Origin of the sequence: Gracilinema caldarium DSM 7334 (assembly GCF_000219725.1) — a bacterium.
GTDB lineage: Bacteria > Spirochaetota > Spirochaetia > Treponematales > Breznakiellaceae > Gracilinema > Gracilinema caldarium.
The window spans coordinates 935,238-954,108 of the sequence record NC_015732.1 but is presented as its reverse complement, the minus strand read 5'-3'; the positions used below and the strand labels follow the sequence as shown (position 1 = coordinate 954,108).

The following is an 18,871-nucleotide window of genomic DNA, read 5'->3' as shown; positions in this document are numbered from 1 at the left end:
ACTTACCGCTCCTCTGTACAGATTTTGGAAATTCCATGGACCCAATCTACCGGAACGGTAAACATGAGTCCTGTTCCCGGATTTTGCAGGGATCCTATTGTTTTTTCAATAAGAGGCACCAGATGATCTAAGAGTGTATCATCATTGATAAGGGAAAGTATTGTTTTATTATAGGGTTTATTACCCTTCATAAAATCCTTGAAATCAGCAAAAAGGGGAACCTCATAGGTCAGAAAGCGGCCCATACCTTCAGAATCCAAAATGGTAGCCCGTGAAATACCTGCTTCCACATAAGCTTCGAGAATTTCTTCCAGATACTCTTCATCATTCAAAATGAAAACTAAGAGTTTCATACTCCAAGTATCCTGGGCACCGGTTGGTATTGTCAAGTTTTTTTAGTATTATAAAGATAGGTTATTGCAAAAGTGACATATTTTTGCAATTGTCATCTTATTAATCGGTGTTAGATCCGTTGTTAATCTATACGAAAGGAGTTCCCCATGGTGGAAGCCCTCAAAAAAAATTCGGCCTGGAAAGGCCGCCGGGGTCCGGTAGTCCTCGTTATTATGGATGGTGTCGGATACGGAAAATATAAGGAAGGCGACGCAGTTGCCGATTCCAAAATGTACAATCTGGAGGCGATTAAGGCAAAAAGCCCCCATACCCGCCTTAAGGCCCATGGGACGGCCGTTGGGCTCCCCTCAGACGAAGACATGGGCAACAGTGAGGTTGGACACAATGCCATTGGTTGCGGCCGTGTCTTTTCCCAGGGTGCAGCCCTGGTATCTAAATCCATCGAAAGCGGCGCCATGTTCCAGGGAAAAACCTGGAGAGAGGTCATTGGCAATGTAAAAACTTCAGGTGGAGCCCTTCATTTTATCGGTCTTTTCTCCGATGGTAATGTCCACAGCCATATCGATCACCTGAAGGCCATGATTATTAAAGCAAAAGAGGAAGGGGTGAAAAAGGTACGAATCCATGTACTGTTCGATGGACGAGACGTGGGTGAGACCAGTGCCCTTGAATATGTGGATCCCTTTGAGACCTTTCTTAAGAGCTTGAATAATGCTTCCTTCGACGCCCGCATTGCTTCAGGAGGCGGCCGTATGTGGATCACCATGGACCGCTATGGTGCGGACTGGGCCATGGTCGAACGGGGCTGGAAAACCCATGTACTCGGTATGGGCCGGCAATTTAGCTCTGCCCGGGAAGCGGTAGAAACCTATCGCAAGGAAATCCCCGGCATTATCGACCAGGACCTTAAGGAATTTGTTATTACAGAGAACGGCAAACCGGTTGGTACCATAGAAGACGGCGACTCGGTCATCTACTTTAATTTCCGGGGTGACCGGGCCTTGGAAATGACCGCCGCCTTTGAACAGGACGATTTTGATAAATTTAACCGGATTCGCCGACCCAAGGTAGTCTATGCTGGGATGATGGAATATGACGGAGATATGCATGTACCCAAACGGTACCTCGTGAGTCCCCCTGCGATCGATCGCACCATGGGCGAGTACCTGGCAGCTTCGGGAGTGCGGACCCTGGCAATTTCTGAAACCCAGAAATATGGCCACGTGACCTATTTCTTTAACGGGAACCGTACCGGAAAATTCAGCGAAGAGCTGGAAGATTATATTGAAATTACCAGCGATGTCCTGCCCTTTGAGCAGCGGCCCTGGATGAAGTGCGCCGAAATTACCGATGCAGTTCTCGAAGCTATCGAATCGGGTAAATATAACTTTATCAGGCTTAATTACCCCAACGGCGATATGGTTGGTCACACGGGAAACTACGAGGCTGTTGTCTGCTCCATGGAAGCCATGGACCTGCAGTTGGGACGCCTTGCCAAGGCGGTTGAAAAGGCTGGTGGTATCATGGTTATTTCAGCAGACCATGGGAACTCCGATGATATGTTTGAACATGACAAAAAAACCGGCGCAGTGATCTACAAAGAAGACGGTCAGCCAAAAGCTAAAACAAGCCACAGTCTGAATCCGGTCCCGTGTATTATCTATGATCCTGAACATAAGGGAGAATACACCTATAAGCCAGGAGAAGGGGTGCTGAAAACCGGTCTTGGTATTAGCTCCCTCGCTGCAACCTGTATACAGCTTTTAGGCTTCATACCCCCCGAGGATTACGACCCCTCGGTGCTTGCAATGTAGGTGGAGCTGATACAGGACTTTTGTAGCAGCTGGCTATTGGCCCCGATGGAAAAGTCCTGAAGGTAGCACTTAAAGAAAGGGGCTATCCTGAAAGTTGATCCGGGACAGCCCCTTCTGTTTGTCAGAACCTGTCAGAACTCCTCAAAGTCATCATCGCTTGCCGTAGGGGGAGGGATGATACTTTCCGGTTTATGTTCAGCTTTATGTTCGGGCATAGGAATTTTCTTTTCAGGCTCTGGAGGAAGTGGAAGTGGTCGCTTTGGCAGGGCTTCGCGTTTAGGTAAGGGCTTCGATATTTTCTCAGCCTTTAGCTCTTCCTGAGGGATAGCACCTTTTAAGGTAGCAGACCGTAACAAGGGAGTATTCACCAGATGTACATCCGCCTCTTTTAAAGAGAAATACTGGACTGTCTGCCGCAGATTCATCGACTGGGAAGAAAGCTCCTCTGCCATGGAGGCCAACTCTTCGCTGGAGCTGGCATTCTGTTGAATAACCGAATCCAACTGCATGATAGCCGATACGATTTGTTCTATACCGATACTCTGTTCACGGCTTGCGGCGCTAATTTCCTGTACCAGTTCAGCGGTTTTTTCCACATCGGGAAGCACATTGGTAATACGGTGCCCCGCTTCTTCTGCAGTTACTACACTCTGTTTGGAAATACCCAGTATTTCGTTAGCCGCTGTCTGGCTCCGCTCCGCTAGTTTGCGTACTTCACTGGCCACCACGGCAAAGCCCTTGCCAGCCTCCCCTGCCCTCGCCGCTTCTATGGCTGCATTTAATGCGAGGAGGTTCGTCTGACGTGCAATTTCATCAATAATACTGATCTTGGATGCAATAGACTTCATTGCCTCTACAGACTGCAGCACCGCTTCAGCACCCTGCCGGGCATCTTCCAGGGCCCGCCGGGCAAGCTGTTCCGTACTGGCTGCATTATCCGCACTCTGCTTTATAGTAGAACTGATTTCTTCTATCATGGAAGAAACCTGCTCAGCGCTGGCCGCCTGTTCGGTAGAACCCTGGGACAGGTTCTGGCTCGTCTGGCTGATGGCAGCAGCCCCCTTCTCTACTTCCAGCGCAGCAGTCTGTATAGAGTGAACAATATCGGTCAGGGTCCGCATGAGGGTGGTCGTAGCCTGTACTGCATCACCCACCTCATCCTTCACAACTTGAGCCCGCTGTAACTGAAGATTCGTCCTTTCATCCACCCAAACCTGACCTTTCCCAACCTGCTGAATCACCGAAGACACAAGCCGTATAGGACTAGTCAGAGAATTGATGGCAAATAAAATGATAACAATTAAAATCAATAAAATGATGAGAGACATAACAGCGATAATAGAAACAATTCGTATGGGGGCTTCATTGATCTGACTGGCGGGAACTACCATAATAAAGTTCCAGCCCTGGCTTAGAGGGACCGGTGCAAAAACCATAAATTTTTCTATGCCCTTATCATCCCAGTAGCGCTGACTGCCGGACTTCCCCGCCTTCATAGCTTCTATTGCCGGTTCCATATCACGGTACCCAAGTTTAGAAGGCTCGGCGAAATTTGCCTTGAGCACCATATCTTTATTGGGATGGGCGATTACATTAAACTTACTGTCAATAATTTCCGCATAAGCCTGCCCATATTTAATCTGGGAAACTATCGTAGAAATGGTCTCCAAATCGACCGCAGCTGCAGTGAGTCCGATCCGTTTACCATTTTTATCTTTTTGGGGCACCACAATAAAAGCTGTCGCCTTTCCAGTAGAAAGCGATATAAGACCTTCGCTAATAACATAGTCCGCTCCATTGGCAATTTGCTTAAAATAGTCACGGCTCGAAAGATTTCCCTTGCCTCCAGCGGAGGTAAAATAGTCTCCCTGTAGATCTCCAAAATATTCATAGGCTACATCAGCTGGCAAATTCGCATTCCTGGACATAATATAATTTTTAATCCGTACGAGGTCTCCACTTACCATTTCACTGTTGCCGGCAGTCCGTTTAACATTATTGAGGTGGCCTTCGAGCCAACGGCCAATTTCTGCGGCCCGGCTTTCAACATTAAGCTCTGTAAGTCCCAAAATAGATTCATGGCTCATATTACCAACCGAGATGGCAATAATCATAGCTAATCCAATGAGCCCCAAGGCTGATGGCAAAGCAAGGTACAAAAGCATTTTTCCTTTTAGCTTCATAGTGCCTCCCTCCAAAAACTATATACATTTTGTAATAGAATGCAAATCGGAGCACCTTTAAAAAACTCGGTTAGATTTTTAGAGGCATCGTTCCTGGTAGCGCAGAAACCAGGCTATTCGCTGTTCATATTGCTGTTCCAGAACAAGATCGAGGGGAAGCGGATCGGACCAGCGGGGCTTACAGGGCTTCCCCTCCGTATCACATACAGAAAGCCCTCCGTTTCCGATTTGTTCTGCCGCATCGAGCGGGACATGTCCCGTATCAATAAAACTTTCGATAAAGGTAAAAAGAAATTCTGCACCCCTCTGGCAGGCTTCTTGAAATATGTCGATGAACGAACGGTTGTCATCCCTGCCTTCCTGACAGGGATGGTGCCAGCTTTTGCAGGCCAGGTTAAGATAGTCGATGGTGAGCGGTAGCCCCTCTGGATACACCAGGGCTACCGAGGCGGGAGTCTGGTCATATTTTAAGTAAAGACCCTCATCCTTTTTCCGGTAATTAAGAGAAGTCCGTTGTGGATTGGTATTTCGGTAAAAATCTGCTGCATCCAGAAGGGCGTTTTCGATACGTTGATCTAAGCGTGTATCCTTTCCGGCCCGTTCCGGGTAGGCAGTTCGCAGGGCATCGGCCAGGGTTTCCACAAGGTACAGGGGTGGCTCTTCACAGGCCCGGGTTAGCATCTTATCCTGGTTCCAGGAAGAAATATGGATTCCTTTCATCAATTCCAAAAGCTGAACATCCAGAATACGCTCAAAAAAGGCATGGAGCCGGCCGTATTTTGCCGTTTCTGGTTTTTCCGGTGAGACCCAGCCTGCTTTATAGACAATATAGGGATGGGCGGCCCGATCGAGGTAGGCATGGGTGAGAAAGCCCAGGGCATAGGCGCCGAGGCTTGTGAGAGCAGAACTTAGGGTCTTCTTTAGGAGCACCGTCATAAAAGTCCCATAACCCCGACGATGAAGCAGACTCCCATATTCAATAGCTACGGGTCGCCGTTTCTGGCTGTGATACAAGATATCCGGTCCCTGACACCCAAGGGCAAAGTAAGCACTATATTCATGTTTCAGCTTACTTATAGGTTGATGAAACCGATCACCATATTTGTGCTGTAATAACTCCTCACAGATACGGATCAGTTCCTGTCCAAACAGAATATGGACAATTTGGGCTGGCATACCATAATAATAGCATATCCCCAGTTGACATACCAATTAAGAATATGATAGGGTCTTTTTCGTTCCGGAGTAATCCTGAAATCGGGCAATAGCGCAGGTGGTTAGCGTACAAGTCTGGGGGACTTGGGGTCGGCGGTTCGAGTCCGCCTTGCCCGAAAACAATAGATTCTTTTATTTCATTATAAAGCATTCTTATATAAATATTTACAAATTAATTTACTCATGGCTAATAGATCCTTTACATAGGTTCTGTTTTGGGTTTTGGTATAGGATCATTGTAGTGAGTCGGTTTATCTCCCGGGTAGTGCAGACTGTGGTTCAATGATCTAAAATAGTGATATCAATATTGCCCTTTTACCCTTCCCCATTGTACAGATGATCAGTTTAGACCTGGACAATAGGGCAGGTGCACTGTTCGATAAACCTAGGGCTTACTTCCTATTCACAAGGATAAAGATCTTTTTTACAAGGCCTACCCTACCGAAAAGGAGGAGCCAGAGGAGTGCCAGGATGAGTACCAAAGGTATGCCATAGATGATAAGAGCGATCAGGATTACTATGGCGCTTTGCAAGAAAGAGCTGAAGGAATTAAAAAGGTTTCTGAGCCGTTCCCCAAGGGTCGGCGAACTGGTACTGGTGGTGACAAGAGGTTCCAAGGTAAGGGATATGGTGGCATATTCAACCTGTTTAACAAGGCCTCGGAAACTGCCTTCAAGGCTCTCCAAATCGGTGGTGGCGTCATTGAGAAAGCGTTCCACATTGAGGAGGTCTTCTACATTTTTGGCATTTCTGAGATACGTTTGGTACCGCTCAACGAGAATACGTTTATTTTTTACACGGTTTTCCAGATCATAGTAATATTCGGTCACATCCCGGGCCTGGACAGTTTTTCTGCGGATTTTTCCCGCTGAGCCTAGTGATTCTAGAAGTGCATGAAAGTGTTCTACGGGGACCTTAATTTCATAGCTTATGGAAGATTCGTACCAGTCCTGTGAGGCGATATAGGCCTTAAAGGCTGTAAGCTGGGTTTCGAGTTTTTTTGCCGCATCTTGTACTTCAGGCACCGCAATAGTAAGACTCGCCGTATAGATGAGCTTTCGACCGTCAGAACCGGCCTCAGACCGATTCGCTTCAGCAGAGCCTGCTTGCCCTGCTGTATCAGATACAAGCTTTGCTACTTCACCACTATCTGCTCGGGTCCTGGACTCTGCCATGAGCGGAGCCTCTGCCATCAGCTTGGGACCGCGGTCAAGGCTGGTAAAAGCAGCCTCATTTTTGCTACAGCCCATAAAAAGGGCTGTAACAAAAACCACTGACATGAATACAAAGCGACTGCTGTTCATCAACATAACCTCTCTTTTTTCAGTGTAGCTCACTGGTAATGATTAATCCAGGCCTTGCATAATATATAAAAAATGTGCTATTTTTTCATATCACACCTTATTTGCGAGGTTTTTCATGGCATACAAGGTAACCGATGCTTGTGTAAACTGCGGCGCCTGCGAAGGCGAGTGCCCGGTTGAGGCTATTTCTGAGAAGGACGGAATGCGCTGGATTGATCCTGACAAGTGCCAGGATTGCGGTGCCTGCGCCGGGGTTTGCCCCACCGAAGCCATTATCGCTGGCTAAGGCATATTCTATCCTTAATGGAGCCGTTCAAGGGGGTGCTGGCATACGTGCCGGTTTAGGCCCGAACTTGGACGGCTTTTTTTATGCAGCATCATACGCAGATGGTGATGAATAGATCTGGGAAACCTCCTGGAATAGTTACATTTCTTGTTTTTTTTGCTGTATCGAGCTGGTCTTTCCCTTTATATACAGCTGCAGCCCCAAATTCGCCCCATCCGCTCATCAATCTATTGCAGAGTTCTGATCCGACCTTTCTTCAGTTCCAGCAGGATGTGGAAGATAACCGGATCCTGCTTGCCCGGTATCGCCAAGGGCTGTATAAAAACGATGCAGAGGCCTTTACAAAGCTCGCCCAGAGCCTCACAATCTACCGGTATACAATCCGATCTGGAGATGATATTTTTTCCATTGCAGCCCGATGCACCATTCCCTATGAGGCTATTGCTACATTAAATCGCCTGGAACACCCCTCATTGTTACAGGCGGGTCGGGAAATTCTCCTTCCCTCTCTACCAGCTCTTTTTCTTCCCGAGACCGCGATAAATGACCTGGAACAGCTCATTGCAGGGGCCCATAGTGAAGATGCGGCTTTTAGCATAGGTGTCTATCCGGACGGGGCCAGACTTGATATGGAGTGCCTGCCAGATCGAACCTTCAGTGGTACTGAACGGGCCTTCTTTCTGAACACGATATTCAAGTATCCCCTTCGGGTAGTTCGGATCACCAGCGGCTTTGGCCTTCGAAAAAATCCTGTTACAGGGAACTTGAAGGTTCATGAGGGGCTTGACCTCGCGGCTCCTCTGGGAACACCGGTCTATGCATGCCGGGAAGGAATTGTATCAAATACGGGATATAATGAAGTATATGGAAACTACATTATTATAGCCCATGACGGGGGCTGGACAAGCCTCTATGGGCACCTGGCATCCATCACGATAAACTTGAATAGTGTTGTACATTCGAGTACAGTTATTGGTACCGTAGGAATGACTGGACAAACGACCGGTCCCCATTTACATTTTGAATTACGGCAAGATGGTAAGGCTCGAGATCCGGCCTCCTTTTTGCCGGGGAAAGGAACAAATCGATGAAGCCCAGGCTCTATGCCGCGCTCTGTTTAGTATCTATTCTTGTCCCGCTCGAAGCAGAAACCTTTAGGACAACCCTCAAGGGAACAATTGAGGTGTCTCCCTTACGTCCTGAGGGGAAAAGCCTTACCATGACCTACATTGACGCGGTAGTGGTAACCCTGTCACCGGAGTCGGCGTTTTTAAAGGGCATCGAAATAGAACTTAAGGTTCCTCAGATCTATTTAAAGTACCGCAGTAGTGTGGGTATGTCTCTTTATAATGGTCTCAAAGAACTGCCAAAACCTGGAGTGGTGGATTTCCAGTTGGACCGGCTTGCCTTTGAGATTATTCCTGCAAAGCTTCAGGCAGTATTTCAGATTCCGCTCAGACAAGGCCATGGATTAAGGACCAGTCCCTATGTAACAGTTCCCACAGGGATTATTCCGCCTACCACGTTTCCGCTGGTCATCCGGCTCATGCCTCTTATAAAAGGCCTCTCCGAAGAGGTGGAGACCATGGAATTTAATCTTACTGTCCGGCCTATTATTGCTGATGAAGGGGCCTTGAGACTGCGGGTCCGCCCGCCAGAAGCGATGAAGGATAAACCCTTCACCGTGCTGATCGATGATGTGGTGGTGCCTGATTTTTCCAAAGAACGGATTCTGAAAACCGGTGAACATTATCTCAGCATTATCTCAGAAGATTTTAGAACTGAAAGCAGAACTTTCATTATAGAACGGGCCAGAACTCTGGATATGACGGTGGACCTGCGGGATACAACGCCGGTACTCCAATTTGAAGTTCCTGAGAATACCCGGGTGTATCTAGATGATATACTGCTCACCAATTCCCGTCAGCCCTTTTCTGTAGAACCAGGGCAGCATACGGTGCGCTTTCAGGTTGGTGATTACTCAGTTGTAAAACATCTCACCATAGAAAAGGGAAAAACCTATAACATTGCGTTGACCATCGATGTTTTGATTAAGGAAGATTAGAGAGAGGCCTTGTAAATTTAGTTAAGAAGTTTTCTATAATTCCGATGATATCAGTGTCGGACCTATAGTTCCCCTCCCAAACCGCTATACTTCCGACAGCCACATTGGCAGGGCTGCCCGAAAGGCAGCCCTTTTTTATCGTTTTTTTCATGCTTGACAAAAGGGCTAGGCTTCCGTAGGCTCAGGGCATGGCATTTACCTTGAGAAAACCGAAGAAAAAAACCATCGTAATCTTTGTAACCGTCTTTGTATTATTCTCTGCAATATTCCTAGGTATCGGAGTTGGCCTTTTTGTTGCAGAGACTATCAATATTAAAAATCAAGAAAACTTTATTGACTTTGCGCCAGCTTTACCGACCAAACTGCTGGATATTAATGGCAATCTTATCACCGAATTCTCTGCGGAAGAGAAACGGGAAATCATTACCCTGAAAGAATTGCCGCCCCATTTAATTCATGCGGTCCTTGCACGGGAAGATCCGGATTTCTACAAGCATCATGGATATAGTATTAAAGCCATCGTGCGGGCTGTCATTGGACAGTTAATCGGTAAAAACCTGGGAGGTGGTTCAACCATTACCCAGCAGCTTGCAGGGACCCTGTACCTGGACCGCTCAGAACGGTCTGTTATTAGAAAAATTCGTGAATTATGGTGGGCACTGCAGCTTGAGCGCAGGTACAGTAAAAATGAAATTCTAGAATTGTATTTAAACAAGATGTATATGGGTGCTGGTACCTATGGAGTAGAAGCGGCCTGCAAATATTTCTTTGGCCATAGTGCCCGGGAGATCACCCTTGCGGAATCGGCAATTCTCGTGATTCAGCTCTCGAGTCCAGCCCGGTATAACCCCCTGGACAACCCCAACTTAGCTCGGGACCGGCAAAAAGCTGTTCTGGATAAAATGGTAGAACTGGGGTATACCACACGACAGGAGGCTGATGCCTCCTTTGAAGAGTACTGGGCGAATTATGATTATACCAGGGTATCTACCTCTGCCTACTTTGCCCGGGATGATAAAGCCCCCTGGTTCAGTGAATATGTCCGCCGGCAGTTGGAAACCATGCTCTATGGGTCCCTCGACTTATATAAGGACGGGTTCGTGGTTAAAACAACCCTGGACCTCAATTTTCAGGCCGCAGCGGATCGCCAGATGGCTCTCGGACTTGTCCAGGCAAACGAAGAGTATAAAAAAACTATTTCTACCCGTCTTGATGCAGCAGAAGCCCTCTATGTTCCCATTGTAGATCTACTCTCCTTATCCTTTGGTATTGATGAAATTCATGCCACATCGGAAACCAAAAGCGCTAAAAATGCGATGGACCGTTATGTTAAACGGCTGAATCCTATACTCGATGTGGCAGCGATGATGTTCAACATCCCGAATGTTAAAATGATTACCAATACAGCCTATGGGAAATTAAAGACAATAGCAGAGAAGAATACTGTTGAAGGGGCCCTGATCTCTATTGAAAACGAAACTGGTTATATTAAGGCTATGATCGGTGGCTCGAAATACGATCAGAGCAACCAGCTTATCCGGGCTGTTCAGGGAAAAATCATGCCGGGAAGCTCCTTTAAGCCGCTCTACTACTCAGCCGCCATAGATTCACGAAAATTCACCCCCGCTTCGCTCATCTATGATTCACCGGTAGTGTTCTATAATGAAAATGGTACCCCCTATATACCGCTCAATTATAAAGGTGAATGGAAGGGTCCGGTTCTGCTCTGGTATGCCCTGGCCCAATCGATGAATGTGCCATCATTAAAGATTCTTGATGGTATTGGTTTCGATGCCGCCATAGATCGAGCTGCACTCCTCCTTGGTATTACCGACCCGGAAGAGAAACGAAAAACCTTTCCACGCCTCTATCCCCTTGGGTTAGGTGTTATCAGTGTGGCTCCGGTACAAATGGCCCGGGCCTTTGCGGTCTTTGCCAACCAGGGGCGGGAAGTAACTCCTATTGCCATACTCCAGGTAGAAGATCGTAATGGAAAGATCTTTTTAGACCCCGAAAAGGAACTTAGGCTGCAACAGAAACGTAAGGGTTCTGCGATTCAGCTTATCAGCCCCCAGACTGCTTATGTGATGACAAGCCTTTTAGAAAAGACTGTCCAGAGCGGTACCCTGGCCTATGCATCTGGTTATGGGACCAAGTTTACCTATACGGACAACAACGGGAAGAAATATACCATTCCTGCGGCGGGTAAAACCGGTACAACCCAGAACTGGGCCGATGCCTGGACTGTTGGATACACTCCCTATTATACCACTGCGGTCTGGTTCGGTTTCGATAGGCCAGGAAATTCTCTTGGGGTTACTCAAACAGGGGCTACCATTGCGGGACCTGTCTGGGCCAACTACATGAGGGAAGTACACCGAGGACTGCCAATGAAGGATTTTATTCGGCCTTCGACGGGGCTTATTGATGTTACGGTCTGTGCAAAATCGGGACTCTTACCTACCTCCTATTGCAATGAAGGCACGATTACCCTCACCTTCCTCGAAGGGACACAGCCACAAAAATATTGCGATATCCATGATGCCGGTGGCCAATATACGCGGCAAGCCCTGGATATCATGATGCAGGACAGCTACCATATTGATGATACGGAACTGCAAAACCGTTTAAAACTACCCACCCTCGATATGAATTCGTTACCATCGGCGCCCCCTGCATCGACACCATCATCGGTGCCTCCTGCAAATACGACCAATAACAAAGAAGATGCACCGTCCAATCCATTAAACCAGGAATACAATCCATTATTGGATTAGGAGGTTTGCCATGCAGGTTCCACTGGAACAAATAAAGGTAAAAAGAAGAATCCGCAAGGATATGGGAAATCTTACAGCCCTTGCGGAGAGCATGAAACTGCATGGACAGATTCATCCAATACTGATCACTAAAAAAAATATTCTCATTTCCGGACGCCGCAGGCTGGAGGCTGCGAAACTTCTGGGCTGGCGTACAATTAACGCCCAAATTGTGGATGCTCAAGATGAGGTTGAAAAACTGGAACTAGAGTTGGAAGAGAATCTACAACGACTTAATCTAACCAATGATGAAATCCAAAGTGCCAGGGATCGCATCTACAAATTACGCAACCCCGGCTTCTTCCGCCGCATCTGGAACGCCATCGCAGGCTTTTTTATAAGGCTCTTTCATGTAGACTAGCGCCCCCGGCGGTACTCCGATGGGGCTTAGCTAGCCCGCTGGCGTGGCTCCTTACCGGCATCCGACTGGGCTCCGGAAAGAGAATGGCTAGCCCCTGGTGGTGATCTGTGTTATCCCTGTTTTTTTTCGAAGTGGGAGAATTCCATAGAAAAAGTAGCCCGGCCCTGGCTGACTGAACGAAGGGCGGTCATAAAACCGAACATTTTTGCCATGGGGGCCTGGGCTTTAACGTGATCCATCGTTGATTTAGAATCCATACTATGAACAATACCGCCTCGTTGAATCACAAGGCTGATCACATCTCCCACAAATTCCTTTGGTGAAATAAGGGTTACCGCCATAATCGGCTCCAGCAGGAAAGGATCTGCATTCCGGCATGCCTCATCAAAACCCATGCTGGCACAGGCTTCAAAAGCGAATTCTGAACCGGTAAGCTCCGAATATTCTAAGTCTAAGAGGGTTACGCCAATATCGATACAGGGATAGCCCATCACAATACCCGATGGGAAGGCTGCATTGATGCCCCGTTCAATGGCATCAAAGATTTCTTCGGGGGCCTTATTTTTCTTAGCCGCACAGGTATAGCGATTTCCTGATCCCCGAGGGAGACCCTCTACCTTCAGGGTTAACTTTGCTTTATGCTCCTTGCCAGCGAGAACCCGGGTGAACTCCTGAGTATGTTCAATTGTTTTTGCAATGGACTCCCGGTAGGTCACCTGGGGGTTACCTACCTTTGCCCCAACATTGTATTCTTTAAGGATACGGGTAACCAGTACATCCAGATGTAATTCACCCATACCGGAAATAATAAGCTGTCCTGTTTCTTCATTTTCCTTGGTGGTAAATGTAGGATCTTCCTTCGCAAGAATAGCAAGCACTTCCCGCAGTTTATCCTGTTCAGAAAGGCTCTTGGGCTCTATGGCAACGGAAATAACCGGCTCAGGGAAATGCATTTTTTCCAAGACCACCGGCCAGCCTTCACTGCCAATGGTGTCCCCTGTTTGAGCTTCCTTCATACCGATAATGACCCCAATATCACCGGCAGAGAGTTCATCCATAGGCTCGCTTTTATTAGAATGCATTCTAAGAATCCGGTTTGCCCGTTCGCGCTTTTTCTTACCTACATTAAAGACCACCGTTCCAGGTTTGAAACTACCCGAATACATTCGTACATAGCAGAGACTTCCTGCTTCCCGGTCATATTGTATTTTAAATACCAGTCCCAGCGGAGTTCCTTTTGGATCACAGGGAACCTGTACTTCCTCTTCCTTTTTTAAGTGGTGCCCTACCGCAGGCCCAACTTCATCCGGTGCAGGAAGGAAATCCACCACCGCATCAATCAGAGGCTGAACCCCCATATTTCTTCGGGATGCACCGCATAAAAGAGGAACAAATTTGTCATGAATAACCGCTTTCCGTAGTTCTTTTTTAATCAACGAAAAGGGAATCTCTTCCCCATTCAGATACAGGTCTGTGATAGCCTCTGAATGTTCAGAAAGGGCATCGATGAGCTTTTCTCGCCATGCCTGGGCAATTTCAAGGTTACCTTGAGAGAGGGGGCTGTAAAGTACTGTTTCGCCATCCGTGCTGGCATCCCAGCGAATCTCCCGCATCTCAAGAAGGTCAATCACTCCTTCAAAGGCACTTTCCCGGCCAATTGGTAGTTGTATGGGAACCGCTTGGGCTCCCAGTTTTACCTTTATATCCTCCAGAACCTGAAAAAAATCGGCTCCCATTCGATCCATCTTATTAATGTACCCAATCCGGGGAACCCGATACCGGTCTGCCTGATGCCAGACCGTTTCGGTCTGAGGTTCTACGCCACTTACAGCACAAAAAATACAGATTGCTCCATCCAGGACCCGTAAAGACCGCTCTACCTCGGCAGTAAAATCCACATGTCCAGGAGTATCTATAATATTGATTTGATGATCCTTCCAATAAGTTGTAGTGGCCGCGCTCTGGATGGTGATTCCCCGTTCCTGTTCCTGTTCCATCCAGTCCATAATGGCTTCACCATCGTCTACTTCTCCGATACGATGGCTTTTTCCGGTGTAGTAGAGGATTCGTTCTGTAGTTGTAGTTTTTCCGGCATCGATATGGGCCATTATGCCGATGTTGCGCATCCGTTCCAGCATTATCTTCTCCTGCGGTCATTGTACCCGATGAGGGGATAATGTTGCAAGGGAACCGATAATTGAAGGATATCCTATGCATCTACGCATTTTTGTCACAAATTTCTTGCATACGAATCTATTGTTTTTCATACTTACAGTATGGCCATTATACTACCGATAGCGTCAGGGAAAGGTGGCGTAGGGAAAAGTGTATTCGCAATCAACTGTGCAGTAGCCCTGGCAAAGCTCGGAAAAACCACAGTTCTTATCGATTTAGACCTTGGTGCTTCTAATTTACATACCCTTCTGGGAATTAAAAATAGATATCCCGGTATTGGCAACCTCATCAACCGTACAGAAACGTGTCTCGAAGCCTTACTGATTGAGACTGATATACTTCGACTTTTTTTTATTCCCGGGGACACCCTTCTTCCAGGAACAGCCAACATTGATTTTTTTACTAAACAAAAGATTATGAAAAGTATTACTAATCTTCCTGCGGATTATATCCTCCTTGATCTTGGAGCAGGTTCCTCTTACAATACTGTGGATTTTTTCCTTACCAGCAGTTCAGGATGTATCGTAACGATGGGAGAAAGCACCGCAATCCTTAATGCTTACTCATTTCTTAAAACAGTGTTTTATCGAACCTTGATACGATCGTTTCCCCCTAAAGGACCAGAACGACAGGTAATAAGCAACTTTTTTGCACAAAAAATGGAAGGTACTTCAAACACCTCTTCTGTTCTTAAAAAAACACTACTCGAAAATTTTGGAGAAAATGCTCAACAAGCTATCTCAGTGGTTGAACGGCTCTATCCTCGAATTGTGCTCAATATGGGTACTGGCCCCCATGATCTGGGAGTTGGTATAAAGCTTCGAGAAATTGCAAAAAAGAACCTAGAACTAAACGTAGAATATATTGGTTATATTCCTTGGGACTCCTCGGTAAGTGCCTCTGTAACAGCCCGTAAACCGGCAATTCTCCTCCAGCCTGACAGCCCTTTTGCCCAGGCTATTCAGGCTATAGCGGGCCGCCTGATTTCAGAGCCAATTCCGACGATGCCCCATTTATACCCCGATAATGAAGACCTGAAAGCCGTCTACCTCTCATGAAGGGTAGCCATCCTCTTTTTTTTAAGGATATCGACGCTTAAAGGCTTTCACCCGGGCAGATGCGGTAACCGTCCATGGGGATCGATCACCCCTGGCCAAATACTTATATCCTAGGCCGGCTACCATGGCTCCGTTATCACCACAGAGATTGAGGGGCGGAAAGAGGCAGCGGATATCCTTCCGTTCCGCAAGACACTGCCTGAGATAGGAATTCGCCGCAACCCCGCCTCCGGCAACAATCGTAGTAAGGCCCGTATCTTCTATAGCCCGAAAGAGACTCCGCAGCAATATATCGATAGCTGTTTTCTGAAAAGAAGCAGCTATATTTTCGGGGCTTAAGGCAACTGGGTTTCCCTGTGCATCGGTCTGTCTGAACTGCTCAATCTGGTTGATAACCGCTGTTTTTAGGCCCGAATAGGATACATCGTATCGATGCTCTCCCTTGTATAGATTAGGCAGAGGGAATTTAAAGGCGTTGCTATCACCATTTTTTGCCAGCCTATCAATATGGACACCGCCGGGATAGCCAAAACCATAGAATTTGGAAACCTTATCAAAGGCCTCGCCAACCGCATCATCGATGGTGGTACCAAGAACCGTGATGGCATCGAAATCATCTACCCGGCAAATGATACTGTGGCCACCGGATACAAGAAGCCCTAAAAAAGGATAATCTACATTTTCGGATAACATTGGAGCATAGAGGTGGGCTAGCATGTGGTCTATCGCAATAAAAGGCTTATCCAGGCTATAGGCAAAAGCCTTGGCAAAACTGAGTCCCACAAGGAGCGAACCCAAGAGTCCAGGCTGTGTTGTGGCAGCTACCGCATCGATATCACCGGGCTTACAACCCGCATCGCTCAGGGCAGTCTTTACGACACCACTGATCCACTCAGTATGCATACGGCTAGCAATTTCTGGCACAACCCCGTTATATACCTCATGAAAGGGTATCTGGGTAGCTACCACATTAGAACGTATGATTTTTCCATCCTCGACAACCGCCGCAGCGCATTCGTCGCAGGAAGATTCAATCCCCAAAACCTTCATCTTCAAAGGTTCCCATCATAATTCTTGATATAGTAGTAAGGGAAAATCCCTGGGCTATCAGTTCTGGATAGAGTTCTGACAGGGTAGCGGCCAGTTCATTTGACCATACATGACCAATGACAATTGCGGCCCCTTTTTTTTCTGCCTTCTGCAAACCCTCTTCCATAAAGCGGATCATGGCCGCCTTCTCCTGAATGTTATCTACGAACACATCGCGCTCCCCAATTCGTATTCCCAACCGCTCTGCCACAGTGGGGACTACCGTATCTGCAGTAGTCCGTGAATCTAAATAATATATACCATTTCGCCTGCAAAAGGCGAGAACTATTTCCATAATACGTTCATCTGCAGTTATTTTCGACCCCTGATGATTATTCATGCCCACCACAGGGCCAACTTCTGCCAGATTGTGCTTCAGCACTGCTTCGATTTCATCCCGGGACATACCAGCATAAATGGCTCCAGGTCCCGGATTTTGTCCTCCCACTGCTTCCATAGGTTGATGGAGGATCACTTCTTTCCCCGCTGCCCGAATACGCCGAGCGGCCTCCGCAGAATAAGGAAGACCAGGCAATACCGCGATCGTAAGGGGGCCGGGAAATTTGAGAAAGGGCTCCAGTTCCCTAAGATTATTGCCCGCATCATCTAGAACGATAGCGAGGGATCCCTTATGTTTAGGTGGGGGCTGCGGAGGCCGCTCAAGCGGTGCGGAAACCACAAGCCCTGTACTGCCGCCGTTAGGTTTCATAGGTCGAGTTGTCTTTGGAACAGTAGGGGTAGTCGAATCCTTTCTCGAAGATGTCGTACACGAAGGTACTTCGGTTGAGTTTTCTATTGTTGAAGCAATTTGACTGGGGCTTCCTGTTTTTGGCTTAGCATCTTTGTCCGCTTCAATTGGCTGGTTTTTGATTGTCGACAGCGTACCTGATTGAATAGCAGTTTCTGGATTTGGTTTTACCTTAGCCGGAAAACTAGTTTGCTCCTCTCCATTGTGTTTTAGATCTTGCTGCTCCCGGGGAGGCATAAGGATTAATAAACTCACACTCAGTGCTATCGCTAGTCCAATAAAGAGAGAACTAAGCAGTACAGCCCGTACTGCATCTTCAGAGCTTAGCTTTTTTTTCTTTTTCTGTCGTCCGCGTTGGGATGCTTTCCCCTGCAAATTAGCCACCAACTATACTGTACCGGCTATAACTAGCAGGGTCAAGCCTATTCTTTCTTTAATTCGTAAAACAAATAGGACTACAAATTGATTGAAAGAAATTCCTATATATAAACGTATTCCTTCAGGTCAGCCGCTTCTTCCTTAATCTTTTTAAGAGCCCTCATTTCAATTTGTCGTACTGTTTCAGGAGAAATACCCATTGCATCACCAATTTCCTTAAGGGTATACCTCTCTCCTCCAAAAAACTGGAATCGATACATTAGAATTTTCTTTTCCCGTTCCATAAGTCGTTCTAAGAATTTCAAAGTATCTTCCCGAACAGAATTGCGCAAAAATTCCATATCTGGACTATAGGTATAGTCTTCACACAAATCGAGAAGTGATGTGCTATCTTCATCACCCGTCTCAGCATCAAGGGACACCATACCATTAGCGATATTCATAATATGTTCAACTTCGTCCTGAGGAAGTCCGACTTCTGTAGCAATCTCTTCTGTTGAAGGCCTTCGCATAAATAATTGAGAAAGTGTGTTATAGGCTTTTTGTATTTTTTTTAAAGCCTCTTCTTTTCGATGGGGAAGCCGTATGGTACGTCGCTTATTTGCAAGGGAGCGGGTAATTGCCTGTTTAATCCACCAACTCGCGTAGGTTGAGAAACGAACCTGTTTTTTAAAATCATACTTCTGAGCTGCATGAATTAACCCAACATTACCTTCTTGGATTAGATCAAGTAGAGCAACATCGTTGGACACATAAGCCTTTGCAATTTTAACCACCAGTCGCAAATTGGATTCTATAAGTCGTTGACGAGCAAATTCATCACCCTGCATGATTCTCCGGGACAGTTCCAGTTCTTCTTCAAAAGTTAGAAGAGGGGCTGCCTTTATCTGGTCAAAGTAGGTCTTAAGCACATCATCGGTATTAAAGTTGTCCTTCTTCTTTGCCATATAATCCTCCAGAGCTTTAGCTCTATGGAACATACTGCAAATATCATGCCAAGTCAGTTTATCAAGCTAATTTAAATA

15 protein-coding genes and 1 tRNA gene are annotated in these 18,871 nt (G+C 46.8%); 8 read left to right on the top strand and 8 right to left on the bottom strand.

All coding sequences use genetic code 11. The annotated features are described in order from the left end of the window. Positions 1–2: 2 nt before the first annotated feature. A complete protein-coding gene (locus SPICA_RS04385; protein WP_013968328.1) occupies positions 3–353 on the bottom strand; it encodes a P-II family nitrogen regulator in 351 nt (116 codons plus the stop codon). Positions 354–500: 147 nt separating this feature from the next. On the opposite strand from SPICA_RS04385, the gene gpmI reads away from it, so the two are divergent. Next, complete coding sequence (gene gpmI, locus SPICA_RS04380) at positions 501–2,168, top strand: 2,3-bisphosphoglycerate-independent phosphoglycerate mutase (RefSeq protein ID WP_013968327.1); 1,668 nt, start codon at positions 501–503, stop codon at positions 2,166–2,168. A 131-nt stretch (positions 2,169–2,299) separates the two neighbouring features. Here gpmI and SPICA_RS14710 read toward each other — a convergent pair whose 3' ends face one another. Both SPICA_RS14710 and SPICA_RS04370 read right to left on the bottom strand, forming a co-directional pair. After that, the gene (locus tag SPICA_RS14710) at positions 2,300–4,351 is read right to left on the bottom strand and encodes a methyl-accepting chemotaxis protein (protein ID WP_013968326.1); all 2,052 of its coding nucleotides are present in this window, start codon (positions 4,349–4,351) and stop codon (positions 2,300–2,302) included. A 78-nt stretch (positions 4,352–4,429) separates the two neighbouring features. Then, positions 4,430–5,527, bottom strand: a complete 1,098-nt coding sequence (locus SPICA_RS04370) for a zinc dependent phospholipase C family protein (RefSeq protein WP_013968325.1) — start codon at positions 5,525–5,527, stop codon at positions 4,430–4,432. An 82-nt stretch (positions 5,528–5,609) separates the two neighbouring features. Between SPICA_RS04370 and SPICA_RS04365 the strand changes: the two genes are divergently transcribed. Further along, a tRNA-Pro gene (locus SPICA_RS04365) sits at positions 5,610–5,683 on the top strand. A 275-nt stretch (positions 5,684–5,958) separates the two neighbouring features. Here the strand turns inward: SPICA_RS04365 and SPICA_RS04360 are convergent. Next, positions 5,959–6,870, bottom strand: a complete 912-nt coding sequence (locus SPICA_RS04360; protein ID WP_013968324.1) for a DUF4349 domain-containing protein — start codon at positions 6,868–6,870, stop codon at positions 5,959–5,961. Positions 6,871–6,985: 115 nt separating this feature from the next. Between SPICA_RS04360 and SPICA_RS15240 the strand changes: the two genes are divergently transcribed. The 5 genes from SPICA_RS15240 (at position 6,986) to SPICA_RS04335 (ending at position 12,398) form a co-directional block, all read left to right on the top strand. Continuing rightward, positions 6,986–7,156 (top strand): DUF362 domain-containing protein, encoded by a 171-nt coding sequence (locus tag SPICA_RS15240; protein ID WP_013968323.1) that lies wholly within the window; start codon positions 6,986–6,988, stop codon positions 7,154–7,156. An 83-nt stretch (positions 7,157–7,239) separates the two neighbouring features. Then, positions 7,240–8,247, top strand: a complete 1,008-nt coding sequence (locus SPICA_RS04350) for a M23 family metallopeptidase (protein WP_013968322.1) — start codon at positions 7,240–7,242, stop codon at positions 8,245–8,247. Then, on the top strand, positions 8,244–9,221 hold the full coding sequence (locus SPICA_RS04345; RefSeq protein WP_013968321.1) for a hypothetical protein: 978 nt from the start codon (positions 8,244–8,246) through the stop codon (positions 9,219–9,221). The genes SPICA_RS04350 and SPICA_RS04345 overlap by 4 nt, the downstream gene beginning before the upstream one ends. A gap of 188 nt (positions 9,222–9,409) precedes the next feature. After that, positions 9,410–11,998 carry a penicillin-binding protein 1A gene (locus SPICA_RS04340; RefSeq protein WP_013968320.1) on the top strand — a complete coding sequence of 863 codons (2,589 nt, stop codon included), beginning with the start codon at positions 9,410–9,412 and terminating at the stop codon, positions 11,996–11,998. A 10-nt stretch (positions 11,999–12,008) separates the two neighbouring features. Next, positions 12,009–12,398, top strand: a complete 390-nt coding sequence (locus tag SPICA_RS04335; RefSeq protein WP_013968319.1) for a ParB N-terminal domain-containing protein — start codon at positions 12,009–12,011, stop codon at positions 12,396–12,398. A 110-nt stretch (positions 12,399–12,508) separates the two neighbouring features. Here the strand turns inward: SPICA_RS04335 and fusA are convergent, their stop codons facing one another. Then, the gene (gene fusA / locus SPICA_RS04330; RefSeq protein WP_013968318.1) at positions 12,509–14,536 is read right to left on the bottom strand and encodes an elongation factor G; all 2,028 of its coding nucleotides are present in this window, start codon (positions 14,534–14,536) and stop codon (positions 12,509–12,511) included. Positions 14,537–14,674: 138 nt separating this feature from the next. Here fusA and SPICA_RS04325 point away from each other — a divergent pair, with 138 nt between their 5' ends. Continuing rightward, the gene (locus tag SPICA_RS04325) at positions 14,675–15,631 is read left to right on the top strand and encodes a P-loop NTPase (RefSeq protein WP_013968317.1); all 957 of its coding nucleotides are present in this window, start codon (positions 14,675–14,677) and stop codon (positions 15,629–15,631) included. 21 nt (positions 15,632–15,652) lie between these two features. Here SPICA_RS04325 and tsaD read toward each other — a convergent pair whose 3' ends face one another. The 3 genes from tsaD to SPICA_RS04310 form a co-directional block, all read right to left on the bottom strand. Continuing rightward, a complete protein-coding gene (gene tsaD, locus SPICA_RS04320; RefSeq protein WP_013968316.1) occupies positions 15,653–16,681 on the bottom strand; it encodes a tRNA (adenosine(37)-N6)-threonylcarbamoyltransferase complex transferase subunit TsaD in 1,029 nt (342 codons plus the stop codon). After that, positions 16,662–17,852 carry a divergent polysaccharide deacetylase family protein gene (locus SPICA_RS14705; protein WP_013968315.1) on the bottom strand — a complete coding sequence of 397 codons (1,191 nt, stop codon included), beginning with the start codon at positions 17,850–17,852 and terminating at the stop codon, positions 16,662–16,664. Before SPICA_RS14705 ends, tsaD begins: the two co-directional genes overlap by 20 nt. Before the next feature lie 95 nt (positions 17,853–17,947). After that, positions 17,948–18,793, bottom strand: coding sequence for a sigma-70 family RNA polymerase sigma factor (locus tag SPICA_RS04310; protein ID WP_013968314.1), 846 nt, complete (start codon positions 18,791–18,793; stop codon positions 17,948–17,950). Positions 18,794–18,871 lie beyond the last annotated feature (78 nt).

What these genes read in the sequence shown, in the direction of transcription:
- SPICA_RS15240 (WP_013968323.1), top strand. Translation starts at nt 6,986, where the DNA reads ATGGCATACAAGGTAACCGATGCTTGTGTAAACTGCGGCGCCTGCGAA.
- gpmI (WP_013968327.1), top strand. Translation starts at nt 501, where the DNA reads ATGGTGGAAGCCCTCAAAAAAAATTCGGCCTGGAAAGGCCGCCGGGGT.
- SPICA_RS04350 (WP_013968322.1), top strand. Translation starts at nt 7,240, where the DNA reads ATGCAGCATCATACGCAGATGGTGATGAATAGATCTGGGAAACCTCCT.
- SPICA_RS04335 (WP_013968319.1), top strand. Translation starts at nt 12,009, where the DNA reads ATGCAGGTTCCACTGGAACAAATAAAGGTAAAAAGAAGAATCCGCAAG.
- SPICA_RS14710 (WP_013968326.1), bottom strand. Translation starts at nt 4,351, where the DNA reads ATGAAGCTAAAAGGAAAAATGCTTTTGTACCTTGCTTTGCCATCAGCC.
- SPICA_RS04325 (WP_013968317.1), top strand. Translation starts at nt 14,675, where the DNA reads ATGGCCATTATACTACCGATAGCGTCAGGGAAAGGTGGCGTAGGGAAA.
- fusA (WP_013968318.1), bottom strand. Translation starts at nt 14,536, where the DNA reads ATGCTGGAACGGATGCGCAACATCGGCATAATGGCCCATATCGATGCC.
- tsaD (WP_013968316.1), bottom strand. Translation starts at nt 16,681, where the DNA reads ATGAAGGTTTTGGGGATTGAATCTTCCTGCGACGAATGCGCTGCGGCG.
- SPICA_RS04385 (WP_013968328.1), bottom strand. Translation starts at nt 353, where the DNA reads ATGAAACTCTTAGTTTTCATTTTGAATGATGAAGAGTATCTGGAAGAA.
- SPICA_RS04370 (WP_013968325.1), bottom strand. Translation starts at nt 5,527, where the DNA reads ATGCCAGCCCAAATTGTCCATATTCTGTTTGGACAGGAACTGATCCGT.
- SPICA_RS04340 (WP_013968320.1), top strand. Translation starts at nt 9,410, where the DNA reads ATGGCATTTACCTTGAGAAAACCGAAGAAAAAAACCATCGTAATCTTT.
- SPICA_RS04345 (WP_013968321.1), top strand. Translation starts at nt 8,244, where the DNA reads ATGAAGCCCAGGCTCTATGCCGCGCTCTGTTTAGTATCTATTCTTGTC.
- SPICA_RS04360 (WP_013968324.1), bottom strand. Translation starts at nt 6,870, where the DNA reads ATGAACAGCAGTCGCTTTGTATTCATGTCAGTGGTTTTTGTTACAGCC.
- SPICA_RS04310 (WP_013968314.1), bottom strand. Translation starts at nt 18,793, where the DNA reads ATGGCAAAGAAGAAGGACAACTTTAATACCGATGATGTGCTTAAGACC.